This is a genomic window from Roseovarius spongiae (assembly GCF_003651245.1).
GTDB lineage: Bacteria > Pseudomonadota > Alphaproteobacteria > Rhodobacterales > Rhodobacteraceae > Roseovarius > Roseovarius spongiae.
The window spans coordinates 359,203-370,694 of sequence record NZ_RAPE01000001.1; the positions used below are offsets into that span (position 1 = coordinate 359,203).

General features: G+C 69.5%; 12 protein-coding genes. 4 read left to right on the forward strand and 8 right to left on the reverse strand.

Features of this window, described 5'->3' with window-relative positions; translation table 11 throughout:
- The first annotated feature begins 45 nt into the window (after nucleotides 1-45).
- Entirely contained in the window at nucleotides 46-1,137 is a 1,092-nt protein-coding gene (gene ribA, locus D6850_RS01655; RefSeq protein ID WP_121163292.1) for a GTP cyclohydrolase II, read from the forward strand.
- A 14-nt stretch (nucleotides 1,138-1,151) separates the two neighbouring features.
- Here ribA and D6850_RS01660 read toward each other — a convergent pair whose 3' ends face one another.
- Genes D6850_RS01660 through D6850_RS01675 form a run of 4 tightly spaced genes read right to left on the reverse strand, consistent with a single transcriptional unit; the run spans nucleotide 1,152 to nucleotide 5,288 of the window.
- Complete coding sequence (locus D6850_RS01660; RefSeq protein WP_121163294.1) at nucleotides 1,152-2,198, reverse strand: serine/threonine protein kinase; 1,047 nt, start codon at nucleotides 2,196-2,198, stop codon at nucleotides 1,152-1,154.
- Nucleotides 2,199-2,237: 39 nt separating this feature from the next.
- A complete protein-coding gene (locus tag D6850_RS01665; protein WP_121163295.1) occupies nucleotides 2,238-3,110 on the reverse strand; it encodes an alpha-1,2-fucosyltransferase in 873 nt (290 codons plus the stop codon).
- Nucleotides 3,103-3,837, reverse strand: a complete 735-nt coding sequence (locus D6850_RS01670; protein WP_245964065.1) for a glycosyltransferase family 25 protein — start codon at nucleotides 3,835-3,837, stop codon at nucleotides 3,103-3,105. The genes D6850_RS01665 and D6850_RS01670 overlap by 8 nt, the downstream gene beginning before the upstream one ends.
- 8 nt (nucleotides 3,838-3,845) lie before the next feature.
- On the reverse strand, nucleotides 3,846-5,288 hold the full coding sequence (locus D6850_RS01675) for an aldehyde dehydrogenase family protein (RefSeq protein ID WP_121165009.1): 1,443 nt from the start codon (nucleotides 5,286-5,288) through the stop codon (nucleotides 3,846-3,848).
- A 173-nt stretch (nucleotides 5,289-5,461) separates the two neighbouring features.
- On the opposite strand from D6850_RS01675, the gene D6850_RS01680 reads away from it, so the two are divergent.
- Entirely contained in the window at nucleotides 5,462-6,115 is a 654-nt protein-coding gene (locus D6850_RS01680; RefSeq protein WP_121163296.1) for a peroxiredoxin, read from the forward strand.
- Nucleotides 6,116-6,378: 263 nt separating this feature from the next.
- Here D6850_RS01680 and D6850_RS01685 read toward each other — a convergent pair whose 3' ends face one another.
- From D6850_RS01685 to tsaD, 4 genes are read right to left on the reverse strand one after another with little or no spacing between them, the layout of a single operon-like run.
- Entirely contained in the window at nucleotides 6,379-6,801 is a 423-nt protein-coding gene (locus D6850_RS01685) for an EVE domain-containing protein (RefSeq protein WP_121163298.1), read from the reverse strand.
- Nucleotide 6,802: 1 nt separating this feature from the next.
- Nucleotides 6,803-7,072 (reverse strand): YciI family protein, encoded by a 270-nt coding sequence (locus D6850_RS01690; protein ID WP_121165011.1) that lies wholly within the window; start codon nucleotides 7,070-7,072, stop codon nucleotides 6,803-6,805.
- Nucleotides 7,072-8,031: an NAD(P)H-dependent glycerol-3-phosphate dehydrogenase gene (locus tag D6850_RS01695; RefSeq protein ID WP_121163299.1), complete on the reverse strand. Its 960-nt coding sequence runs from the start codon at nucleotides 8,029-8,031 to the stop codon at nucleotides 7,072-7,074. Before D6850_RS01695 ends, D6850_RS01690 begins: the two co-directional genes overlap by 1 nt.
- The gene (tsaD, locus tag D6850_RS01700; RefSeq protein ID WP_121163301.1) at nucleotides 8,028-9,128 is read right to left on the reverse strand and encodes a tRNA (adenosine(37)-N6)-threonylcarbamoyltransferase complex transferase subunit TsaD; all 1,101 of its coding nucleotides are present in this window, start codon (nucleotides 9,126-9,128) and stop codon (nucleotides 8,028-8,030) included. Before tsaD ends, D6850_RS01695 begins: the two co-directional genes overlap by 4 nt.
- Before the next feature lie 49 nt (nucleotides 9,129-9,177).
- On the opposite strand from tsaD, the gene D6850_RS01705 reads away from it, so the two are divergent.
- Together D6850_RS01705 and D6850_RS19205 are read left to right on the forward strand one after the other, a co-directional pair.
- On the forward strand, nucleotides 9,178-9,933 hold the full coding sequence (locus tag D6850_RS01705; RefSeq protein ID WP_121163302.1) for a uroporphyrinogen-III synthase: 756 nt from the start codon (nucleotides 9,178-9,180) through the stop codon (nucleotides 9,931-9,933).
- Nucleotides 9,934-9,979: 46 nt separating this feature from the next.
- Nucleotides 9,980-11,473: a COG4223 family protein gene (locus tag D6850_RS19205; protein WP_147438841.1), complete on the forward strand. Its 1,494-nt coding sequence runs from the start codon at nucleotides 9,980-9,982 to the stop codon at nucleotides 11,471-11,473.
- Nucleotides 11,474-11,492 lie beyond the last annotated feature (19 nt).

Below are 11,492 nucleotides of genomic sequence, written 5' to 3' on the forward strand. Positions count from 1 at the left end.
GCAGAAACGCATTAAACGGGATCAACCACGAGGATACCCGCGCATATGCCCCTTTCTCCCGACCTTTCCGAACTGCTCGCGCGCGCGCGCGCGGACCTGCGCATGGGGTTGCCGGTTGCGCTCCTGAACGAAAGCGGCGGGGCGGTGATGCTGGCGGCGGAAACCGCGCGGGCGCACCGTCTGGCGGGCCTGCGCGCCCTCGGCGGCGCGCCGGTACTGGCGGTGACCGCGCGGCGGGCCGCCACGCTGAAGGCGCGGGCCTATGACGGCGCGCTGGCGCGCATCGAACTGCCAGACGACGCCGACATCGCGTGGGTTCACGCGGTCGCCGACCCCAAGGACGATCTGCGCGCGCCGCTCAAGGGGCCGTTCACCACCGCACGCGGGGGCGACGCCGGGTTGCACGCGCTCGCCATCGATCTCGCCAAGGCCGCGCGCCTGCTGCCCTCCGCGCTGGTGGTCGAGATTGCCGACGCCCGCGCGCTTGCCGATACCGCGCGTCTCACCGCCATCCCGGCCGCTGCGGCCCGCGACATGATGCAGGGCGCCAGCCCGCTGCGCGCCGTGGTCCACGGGCGTCTGCCGCTTGCCGTATCGGAGGCGGGCCGGCTGCATGTTTTTCGCCCCGAGGACGGCGGCGAAGAGCATTACGCCGTCGAGATCGGCCAGCCCGACCGCGCCGCGCCGGTGCTGGCGCGGCTTCATTCCGCCTGTTTCACCGGCGACCTGCTCGGCAGTCTCAAATGCGACTGCGGCCCGCAACTGCGCGCCGCGCTGGCCCAGATGGGGGCCGAAGGGGCGGGCGTGCTGCTTTATCTCAACCAGGAGGGACGTGGCATCGGACTCGCCAACAAGATGCGCGCCTACAGCCTCCAGGACCAGGGATTCGACACGGTCGAGGCCAATCACCGCCTCGGCTTCGAGGATGACGAGCGCGATTTCCGTCTCGGCGCGGAGATCCTGCAACAGATGGGTTTCAAATCGGTGCGGCTGATGACGAACAACCCGGCCAAGATCGACATGATGCGCCGCTCGGGCGTCGAGGTGGCCGAGCGCGTCCCGCTCAGGGTCGGAGAGACGCCGCAGAACCGTGCCTACCTTGCGACCAAGGCGGCGAAATCCGGTCATTTGTTCTGAGCCGCTCCGGACATCTATGAGCGCAGCACCCTGTCGGTCAGGTTCAGCCGGTCCGCGACGATGGGCGCGATCGCGCGGTCGAGCTCCGGGTCGTCGCGGCAGAGCAGCTCCAGTTCGTCCAGCCGGTTGGCGGCGACCAGGTGCAGCGCGTCCTCGCGCACCCGGCCGGCGTCGTCGCGGGGCAGGGCGGTGACGGGCTGGATCAACTCGGGGCGCGGCGCGGGCGCGAGGCTGGCGAGCGTCGCGGCGTCGAGCGACGTTTCGACAAAGGCGTAAAGCCCGACGCCCTTTGCCGGCAGCGCGTAGGTGGCGAGCGCCACCTCGCTTACCTCTGGATGCGCCATGAGCGCGGCGCGCAGGGCGGGGCCGTCGCGGGCGACGCGGTCCTCGGTGCCTTCGCCGTCGGACCAATTCATCAGGCGGCGGGTGATGAAGTTATATGCGGGCTTGGCCGTGGCCATCCAGATACGCGCGGGCAGCGCCTTTTGCGCCAGCATCCGGCGCTCGGACGGCGTGAGCAGGTGGGGCGCATAGGCGCGCTTCTGCTTCAGCAGGTGGCGCAGGTCCTCGCGCGCCATGACGCGAAAGAGCCGCCCGCGCCTGCGATGCACCGAGGCGAGTTGGAAGTCGATCACCGCCGCGCGCCCCTCTGGCGTCATCAGCCAGTTCTGCGGCTTGGCGATGTCGTTATGTGTCACGCCCTTGCGGCGCATCTCGCGGAGCAGGCGGCGGGCGTCGCGATACCATGCCGCATCGGTCGGCTTGGCGAGGTGCAGCGGCGTGCCGCGCGTCCAACTGCGCAACAGTCCGGTGCGGTCGACCCGGACCAGCGTCGGGCACCCCTCGATTCCCTGCACCGCGCGCAGGCCCCGGATCTCGCGCCGCGCCAGCAACCACGCCAGCGGGCGGGAATAGAGCGGCAGCGCGTCAAGCTTGCGCAGCACGACGGGGAAATCGGGCACGCCTTCGAGCCTCCCCGAAACGGTTTCCGAGAAGATGTCGCGCTTGTGCACCGTGCCGGGCACGAAGGCGGCGTCGGCTATGGCGGGTGGCAGGGTCATGGCCCTCTCTTATCGCGTTGCGCGTCCCGTGCAAGCCGCTCAGAGCCGCAGCCAGCCTGGCGGACAGAGGTCGGGATTGTGCAGCTTCGCCTTGGCGAACCAGGTCCTGGGCGCGATCACGGTCTTGTCCGCGTTCGGGTTGAGCCACGCGCCCCACCAGGAAAACGTCGAATTGGCGATCACGTTATGCGCGCAACGCGCCATCAAGGCCATGTCGAAGTGGCCGGTCGCTTCGTCGTTGATGTCGACGATCACCGTCTCAAGCCCGAGCGCGAGGTTGGCGCGCGCCCAGCCGGGATCGTTGGAGAAGACGAAACAGGTGGGCGCGGCACTCGCACCTTCGGCGATGCGCGCAGCCGCGCGGCGATAATAGTCGGGCGGACAGGCGGCATAGCTGTCGCCCGCTACGTAGTCGCCGCGGCGCACATGCAGCGCGACGGGCAGGGCGGCGGCGTCGATCCGCGCGGCCATCTCGGCGTTGGCGGGATCAAGCGGCGTGGTAAAGGCCAGGTCGCGCCGCAACTGGTCCTCGATCTGCGCGAAATAGCGCGGCGATTGCCAGTAGCCGTGCAGATACGTGCCGGGTTTAAGATCGAAAAACACCGGATCAAAGCCCTGCCGCCGCTCGCGAAAGATGCGCGGATCGCGCCCCAGCGCGCGCCAGAGCGCATAGCGGACCATGCCGTCGGATTTCGCAGGAGGCAGCGCCACGTCCCGGCGGAACCGCGCCTGCGCGAAATGCGCGAAAGCGTCGCCACGGTCCCGGCTTGCGGCCACGTAGCGCGAATCGAGCGCGAGGGCGCAGCCCAAATGATCGGCCAGCGCCCGGCCAGCCGCATACTGGAACAGCTGGTTGCCCGCGCCCCCGAACAGGCGGACGGTGATCGCGTCTGCGGGATCGGCCTCAGCCATCCGGGCGCGCCTTTGCCGAGGCCCGCCGCACGGCGGCGCGGTAGCGGGCGCGCAGCACCTCGCGCCGCAGCTTTTCCCATGGCGATTTTCGCGCGCCCTGGATGGTGGAGCCGTCCAGTTCACCGGCGATCTCGCGCACGCCGGACGGGGTGATGGCTGCTGGCTGAATCCCGGTGCGCCAGTGGCTCTGCACGAAGGTGTCGACCGGGCGGTCGAAGGGATCGGAGAGTTCCAGCAGCCGCGCGGCGGCGCGTTTGCTCACGACCTGCGCGGTGGTGCGCAGGCCGGCCACGCGCGGCAGGATCAGCGTGCAGGGTCCGGTCTTGTCGATCAGGCGGGCGGGGCCGGGCAGATCCCGCGTCTGCAACTGGATATAGCCGAGTTCCTCCACATGCGCGCCCGCCAGCCGCAGCGCGGTGGGAAAGAGGTCGGGGTCGAGCCCCGCGTCGTCCTCTATGATGAGCGCGGCGTCCTCGGCGCGGTCCTGCATGTCGGCCCAGATCTGGCGGTGGCTTAGGAAGCAGCCGATCTCGCCGGTGCGCAGCGCGAAGGGATAGTAGGGGCGAAAGAGCTTGCCGCCATAGCTCGCCTCAAGCTCCGCGCTCGCCATCGCGGCGCCGTCGACGGCGGGCCAGATCTCTCCGGCCACGCCGCAGGAGCGAAGCAGGCTGCGCGCGTTTTCCCGGCGCGCATGGGCGCGCAGAAGATGCAGGACATACGCGCGCATCGGCCCCGTCAGCCGGCCTTGGCCCAGCCCGAGATCGATTTGACCTCGGTGAAGTCCTCGATCCCCCACTTGCCGCCCTCGCGCCCGTTGCCGGACTGCTTGGTGCCGCCGAAGGGCGCACCCTTGCCCCGGCTTTCGCCGTTCATCTCGATCATGCCGGCGTTGAGCGCGCGCGCCAGCCGGTTGCGCCGGGCGCCGTCCTGCGTCTGGACATAGTTGGTCAGGCCGTAGGGCGTATCATTGGCGATCCGCACGCCTTCTTCCTCGGTGTCGAAGGGGATGATCGACAACACGGGGCCGAAGATTTCCTCTTGCGCGATGGTCATGTCGTTGCTCACGTCCGCGAACACGGTGGGCTTGACGTAGAAGCCGCGGTTCATCCCGTCGGGCCGCCCGGCGCCGCCGGTGACAAGGCGCGCGCCCTCGTCGATGCCCTTCTGGATGAGATCCTGGATCTTGTTGAACTGCACCTCGTTGACCACCGGGCCGATATGCTTGCCTTCCTCGCTCGCCGGGCCGACCTTGACCTGGGCCGCGACCTCGCCGGCGGTCTCGACCGCCTGGTCATAGATGTCGCGCTGCACCAGCATCCGGGTCGGCGCGTTGCAGGACTGGCCCGAATTGTTCATGCAGTGCAGCACGCCGCGCTTCACCGCCTTGTCGTCGGCGTCGGCAAAGATCAGGTTCGCGCCCTTGCCGCCCAGTTCCAGGCTCACGCGCTTCAATGTGTCGGCGGCCGCCTTGGAGATGAGCTTGCCCGCGCGGGACGAGCCGGTAAAGCTCACCATGTCCACGTCCGGGTGCGCGCTGAGTTGCGAGCCGACGCCGGCGCCGTCCCCGTTCACGAGGTTGAAGACCCCGGCGGGAATGCCCGCCTCGTCCACCATTTCGGCAAAGACCATCGCGGAGAGCGGCGATTCCTCGCTCGGCTTCAGCACCATCGTGCAACCCGCCGCGAGCGCCGCGATCACCTTCAGCGTGACCTGGTTCATCGGCCAGTTCCACGGCGTGATGAGCGCCGCAACCCCGATCGGTTCATGCGCGATCATGGAGCCGGGCGTGTCAGGGTCCATCTCGTGGATGAAGGGAAACTTCTTGGCCTCGTCGATGAAGGACGCGATATGCCCGCTGCCCGCCGCGGCTTGCTGGGCGCGGGCCATGTCGATGGGCGCGCCCATCTCGAGACTGATGGCCTGCGCCATGTCCTCGGTGCGGGAATCATAGACCTCGCGCAGCTTCTCGATATGGGCGATCCGCTTTTCCGGCGGGGTCGCGGCCCAGGCCGGAAGCGCCGTCCGCGCGGCGGCGACCGCGGCGTCGGTGTCGGCCTGCCCGCCCAGGGTGATGACGGCGCAGGATTCCTCGTTCGAGGGGTTGATGACGTGGTGGTCGTTCGCGCTGGCCGGGTCGGTCCAGGCGCCGTCGATGTAGAATTGACGTTTCTCGATCATGTCATGCTCCTTCACGTCGCAAAATTCCATGCCCTTCATATAGGAGGGCGGCGGCTCACGCGCCACCTTGTCACCGGCGGCGGGGAGGGGCAAGTGACGGGGGTGCAATTTCGCCGCGGCGGTCTTATCTTGCGTGGTGAGTCGGATAACAACAGCAGCAAAGGAGAGCCGTCATGGGTCTGCGCATCAACGACATCGTCCCCGATTTCAAGGCCGAGACCGACCAGGGACCGATCAGCTTTCACGAGTGGATCGGCGACAGCTGGGCGATCCTGTTTTCGCACCCCAAGGATTTCACCCCCGTCTGCACGACCGAGTTCAGCGCCGTGGCCAAGCTGGCGGATGAGTGGAAGAAGCGCGGCACCAAGGTGATCGGCGTTTCCGTCGACGGGGCCGAGGATCACCGGAAATGGAAAGGCGATATCGAGAAGGTCGCCGGAACCGAAGCGGATTTCCCGATCATCGCCGATGAGGGGCTCGAGGTGTCCAAGGCCTTCGACATGCTCCCCGCCGAGGCCTATCTGCCCGATGGCCGCACCCCGGCCGACAGCGCCACGGTGCGCGCGGTCTATATCATCGGCCCGGACAAGCAGTTGAAACTGTCGATGACCTACCCGATGAACGTTGGCCGCAACTACGGGGAAATCCTGCGCGCGCTCGACGGGTTGCAGACCGCCGCCAAGGCTGGCGTCGCAACGCCGGTCGATTGGCAGGTGGGCCAGGACGTGGTGATCCCGACATCGCTGAATGACGACGAGGCCAAGGAGAAGTTCGGCGAGTTCGAGACCGTTCTGCCCTATCTGCGCATGGCGAAGCTCCCCTCCTGAAGGCGGCCCGCCTCAGTTGAAAAAATCCCGGCCGGTGTCGAACCGGCCGGGGTTCGCTTTTCCAGCAAGACACCGATTTTAATAGATTTCTATGCACTCGAGAATTGCGGTTCGCGCCCGGGACGCCTAAGGTGATCCCATCGAGACCAGGACGGTCGAGACCTATTCCAGAAAGACACGTGTGGTGCGTAGGGAGCACGTGGGGTAACGGAGGGTTTCGGCCAGGGCTGGAATCCTCCGTTTGTTTTGGCGCACCGGAAGGCTCAGTCGGCCGGCACGCCCGCCATTTCGCAGACGATGCGCCATTCCTCGTCACTCACCGGCTGCACCGACAGGCGCGAATTGCGCACCAGCACCATGTCCGACAGGCGCGGATCATCCTTGATCTCCTGAAGCGTGACGGGCCGCTCGACCCCGCGCACGGCGCGCACGTCCACGCATTCCCAGCGGTCGTCATCCGTGGTGCTGTCGGGATGCGCGGTCGCGCTGACCTCGACGATGCCGACCACCGCCTTTTCCGTCTGGCTGTGATAGAAGAAGCCGCGCTCGCCCAGCTTCATCTCGCGCATGAAGTTGCGCGCCTGGTAGTTGCGCACGCCATCCCATTCCTCGCCCGCGTCGCCCTTGGCCACCTGGTCGTCCCAGCTCCAGGTGGCGGGTTCGGACTTGAACAGCCAATAGGCCATCTCAGATCACCTTCTTCCATGCGATCAGTTTCACCTCGGCGAAGAGATCCGCCCTGGCGTAGGGGTCATCCTCGGCCCAGGCCTCGGCCGCGGCCATGTCGGGCACGTCGAGAACCACCAGTGAGCCGGCCATCTCGCCCCCCTCGTCGAGCAGCGGGCCGGCCTGGGCAACCACGCCGGTCTTTTCGATATAGGCGAGATGGGCGTCGCGGTTGTCGACCCGGATCTGCAACGCGCCCGGCTTGTCCCGGGCCATGAGAACGATCAGCATCATTCCTCCTTCAATGGTCGTGACAGCAGCCTATCGAGGGCCGCGTCAACACGCAATTCGCCCGCGACCAGCAGCGCCACGATTTCCGTGATCGGCATCTCGACCTGCAACGCGCGGGCGCGCAGGGCGGCGGCGCGCGCGGTGGCCGCGCCCTCGACGGTAATGTTCGGGTCGAACCCCTCGCCGCGCCCGATGCTGAGGCCGAAGCGCATGTTGCGCGACTGCTCGGAGGTGCAGGTCAGGATCAGGTCGCCGAACCCCGACAGGCCCGACAGGGTTTCGGGCCGCGCCCCGAGCGCCTGCGCCATGCGCTGCATCTCGGCGTAGCCGCGGGTCATCAGCGCGGCGCGCGCGCTTTCGCCGAACCCTGCGCCGATGGTGGCGCCGCAGGCGATCGCCATCACGTTCTTGAGCGCGCCGCCCAGTTCCGCGCCGATGGTGTCGGTGGTCCGGTAAAGCCGCAAATTGCCGGTGCTGAGCGCATCCTGAAGCGCCGCGCCGATCAGCGCGTCGGCGCAGGCCAGCGTCATCGCCGTGGGCAGGCCGCGCGCGATGTCGTTGGCGAAGCCGGGGCCGGTCACGATGGCCGGCGTCGCGTCGGGGACGGTCTCGGCGATGATCTGCACCGGCCCCTGCTGCGTGTCGAGCTCGACCCCCTTGCAGCAGGCGACGAGCGTCTTGCCGGCAAGGGTTCCGGCGTGCTCTTCCAGCACCGCGCGCAGCCGCTGCATCGGCACCGCCAGCAGTACCGTCTGCGCCAGCCGCAACGCCTCCACGTGCTCGCTTACCCGCACCCCGTAGGGGAAGGCGGCGCCGGGCAGGCGGCGGGCGTTCTCGCGCGTGCGCGCCATTTCTGTCACGTGATCCGCGTCCCGCGCCCAGAGCGTGACCTCCCCCTCGCGCCCCAGCGTTAACGCTAGCGCGGTGCCGAACGCGCCCGCGCCCATGATCGCGATCATGCCTTCGCCCCCTTTTTTCCCGAGCCCAGCATCGCCGGGCTGGTCGCGTCCAGCGGCCAGCGCGGCCGCGCGCCAAGGTCCATCCCGTCGCGGTCCCCCTTCATCAGGCGAAAGCTGCCGGCATAGGCGATCATCGTGGCGTTGTCGGTGCAATAACGCAATGGCGGCGCGGCAAAGGCGCAGCCCGTGCCGGCCGCCGCCTCTTGAAGCGCGGCGCGGATCGCCCGGTTGGCCGCCACGCCCCCGGCCACGGCGAAGGCGCGCACATCGACGCCGCGCGCCGCGCAGGCCTCGAGCGCGCGGCGCGCCTTGGTCGCCAGCACGTCGCGCATCGCGGCCTGGAACCCGGCGCAGAGGTCGGCGCGGTCGGCGCGCCACAGCCCGCCCTGTTCGGCCACAAGCGCATCGCGGGCGCGTAGCACGGCGGTCTTGAGGCCCGAGAAAGACATGTCGCAACCCGCGCGGTCCGTCAGCGGGCGCGGAAAGGCAAAGCGCGTCGGGTCCCCGTCCCGCGCCGCCGCCTCGACCGCGGGCCCGCCCGGTTGCGGCAGGCCCAGAAGGCGCGCGACCTTGTCGAATGCCTCGCCCGGCGCGTCGTCGATGGTGCCGCCAAGCCGGGTGAACCGGTCCGGCCCGTGCACGATCAAGAATTGGCAATGCCCGCCCGACACCAAGAGCACGAGATAGGGAAAGGGCACATCGTCGCTCAGCTGCGGCGACAGCGCGTGTCCGGCAAGATGGTTCACCCCGACGAGCGGCAGGCCGGTTCCCGCCGCCAACCCCTTGGCGCACATCACGCCCGCGATCACCCCGCCGATCAGCCCCGGCCCGGCCGTCACGGCGATGCCGTCGAGATCGGCGAATGTCAGCCCCGCCTGGGCCACCGCCCCGGCCACGCAGGTATCGAGCTTTTCCGCGTGCGCCCGCGCGGCGATCTCGGGGACGACACCGCCGAACGCCGCATGGGCGGCCTGCTGGTCGGCGGTGACTTCGGCCAGCGGCGCGGGGCGGGCGCCGCCGGGCGCGCAGCGCAGCAGCGCCGCCGACGTGTCGTCGCAGCTGCTCTCGATGCCGAGGATGGTCCATGTGCCCTTCATTGCCCTGCCCGTTGCGGCCCGCGCCCCCGGCAGGTAACACCGGGAGGTCATGCAAACAACTGCGCATCCATCCCGCCGGCCGATCGTCCTCGTCACCCGGCCCGAACCCGAGGGCGCAGCCTTCGCCGCCGAACTCGCCGCGCGGCACGGTGACGCGGTGCGCCTCATCCGCGCGCCGATCATGGAGATCGTGCGCGATGCGGACCTGCCCGACCTCAAAGGAATCGAAACGCTGGTCTTCACCTCGCGCAACGGGGTGCGCGCCTACGCGGCGGCCACAGCGCGGCGTGAAATTCCCTGCTATGCCGTGGGCGACGCCACCGCCGAGGCCGCGCGCGCCGAGGGGCTCAGCGCCATTTCCGCCGAAGGCGACGCGCGCGCGCTCGTGGCGCTGATGATCGCAGACCGGGTGCGCGGCCCGGTGATGCAGCTTCACGGCACGCACCGCGCGGGCGATATCCCCGGCGCGCTGCGCGCCGCGGGGATCGAGGCGCGGGCGGTCCCGATCTACGATCAGCGCGCGCGCCCGCTCAGCCCGGAGGCGCGCCGCGCGTTGCGGGGCGACGCGCCGGTGGTGCTGCCGCTCTTTTCGCCGCGCAGCGCGGAGCTTGTCATCAATGACACCCCGCCTACCTGTCCGCTGGTGGCCGCGGTGATCAGCGAGGCGGCGCGCGACAGGCTGCCGGACCCGCTGGCGCGCGACGCGATCGTGGCGGCGCGCCCGGACGGCCCGGCCATGCACGACGCCGTGACGCAGGCGATCGCGACGGCCAAGCGGCTTGAGGGCGCAAAAGGCACGCAGTAAGGTGTTTCGACGAGCGAAAGTGGCAGATTCGAAAAGGGTTTAGAAAGTGGCGGACAAGAAGAAGCCCGCGAAGGGCGAATCAAAGCCCGAAGACGGGGCCGCCAAGCCGGAAACGGCTGCGCCCGGCGCCGGCAAGAGTGAACCCGGCGGCGCATCTTCGAAACCGGGCGACGCGCCGTCCAAGCCGGGCGCCAAACCCGCGGGCAAGCCGTCCGAAGCCTCCGCGCTCGCCCGCGCGCCGGAGGGCAAGAAGACATCGAAGGCCGCGGCCGCGGCCCCGTCCTCCAAGGGGACCGCGAAAGACCCCGCCAAGCCCGGCGCGGCGTCAAAGGACAGCGGCAAGACGAACATCCCCGCGACTGCGCCGAAGACGGACGGCGCCAAGTCGGACGCGGAAAAGACCGGCTCGGACAAGGAGGCCCCGGCGAAGCCCGGCGCCACGACACCCGACCCCGTGAACTCCGACTCACCGAAAGATGCGCCGGCGTCGGCCAGCCCCGCGAAACCCGCCGCAACCACCAGCGAATCCGCGGCAAGATCCGCGCCGTCGCGCACCGCGCCCGAAAGCCCGCCCGCGCGCAAGGGCGGCTTCGGGGGAATGGTGCTCGGCGGCGTCATCGCGGCCTGTCTCGGCGGGGCGCTGGTCTATTTCCTGCTGCCGCAGGTTTTCGCGCCCGATACCGCATGGCGCGACCAGGTCGTCGACACGCAAGAGGCGCAGGCGGGCAGGATTGACGCGCTCGATGCAAAGCTCGCCGAACTGCCGCCGCCTGCCGAGATGCCCGATCTCGGCCGTCTCGAAACCGGGCAGGAAGAGCTGCGCGCCACGCTCGAGGAACTGACAGGACAGATCGCGACCCTGCAATCGCGGCTGGGCGCGCTGGAATCGCGCCCCGTCGCCGAGGGCAGCGGCGTGTCGGAGGGTCAGATCACCGATCTGCAAGCGGCGCTGGACGCGCAGCGCGCCGCCCTGGCCGAGCAGAAACAGCGGATTGACACGCTGATCTCTGCTGCCGACGCGCGCGAGGCCAAGGCGGAATCGGCGGCCACGGCGACGCTGCAACAGGCGGCGCTGACCCGCATCCGCACCGCGCTCGACACCGGCGCGCCGTTCGAGGACGCGCTGGCCGATCTGGCGCAGACCGGCGCCGACGTGCCTGACGATCTGCGCGCCGCCGCCGCCGATGGCGTCCCGACCCTCGCCACGCTCCAGGCCGAGTTCCCGCCCGCCGCGCGCGTCGCACTGCGCGACGCGCGCAAGGAACGCGCGGATGCCGGCGAGGGCGAAACCGGCGTGATGGCGTTCATTGGCGAACAGCTTGGCGCGCGCTCGCTCGAGCCGCGCGAAGGCGACGACCCCGACGCCGTGCTGTCGCGCGCCGAGGCGGCGCTGCGCGAGGGACGGCTGGCCGACGCGCTGGCCGAGATCGAGGCGCTGCCGCCCTCCGGGCAGGCCGCGTTGCAAAGCTGGGTCGACAGCGCCCGCGCCCGGATGAACGCGACCGACGCCGCCGACGCGCTCTCTGCGCAACTGAACTGACACCGAAAAGGGTCCCGCC

Excerpts from the sequence above, each read along its gene's own strand:
- D6850_RS01685 (WP_121163298.1), bottom strand. The coding sequence starts at position 6,801 with ATGGCCTATTGGCTGTTCAAGTCCGAACCCGCCACCTGGAGCTGGGAC.
- D6850_RS01675 (WP_121165009.1), bottom strand. The coding sequence starts at position 5,288 with ATGATCGAGAAACGTCAATTCTACATCGACGGCGCCTGGACCGACCCG.
- tsaD (WP_121163301.1), bottom strand. The coding sequence starts at position 9,128 with ATGAAGGGCACATGGACCATCCTCGGCATCGAGAGCAGCTGCGACGAC.
- D6850_RS01690 (WP_121165011.1), bottom strand. The coding sequence starts at position 7,072 with ATGCTGATCGTTCTCATGGCCCGGGACAAGCCGGGCGCGTTGCAGATC.
- D6850_RS01665 (WP_121163295.1), bottom strand. The coding sequence starts at position 3,110 with ATGGCTGAGGCCGATCCCGCAGACGCGATCACCGTCCGCCTGTTCGGG.
- D6850_RS01680 (WP_121163296.1), top strand. The coding sequence starts at position 5,462 with ATGGGTCTGCGCATCAACGACATCGTCCCCGATTTCAAGGCCGAGACC.
- D6850_RS01660 (WP_121163294.1), bottom strand. The coding sequence starts at position 2,198 with ATGACCCTGCCACCCGCCATAGCCGACGCCGCCTTCGTGCCCGGCACG.
- D6850_RS01705 (WP_121163302.1), top strand. The coding sequence starts at position 9,178 with ATGCAAACAACTGCGCATCCATCCCGCCGGCCGATCGTCCTCGTCACC.
- ribA (WP_121163292.1), top strand. The coding sequence starts at position 46 with ATGCCCCTTTCTCCCGACCTTTCCGAACTGCTCGCGCGCGCGCGCGCG.
- D6850_RS01695 (WP_121163299.1), bottom strand. The coding sequence starts at position 8,031 with ATGATCGCGATCATGGGCGCGGGCGCGTTCGGCACCGCGCTAGCGTTA.
- D6850_RS01670 (WP_245964065.1), bottom strand. The coding sequence starts at position 3,837 with ATGCGCGCGTATGTCCTGCATCTTCTGCGCGCCCATGCGCGCCGGGAA.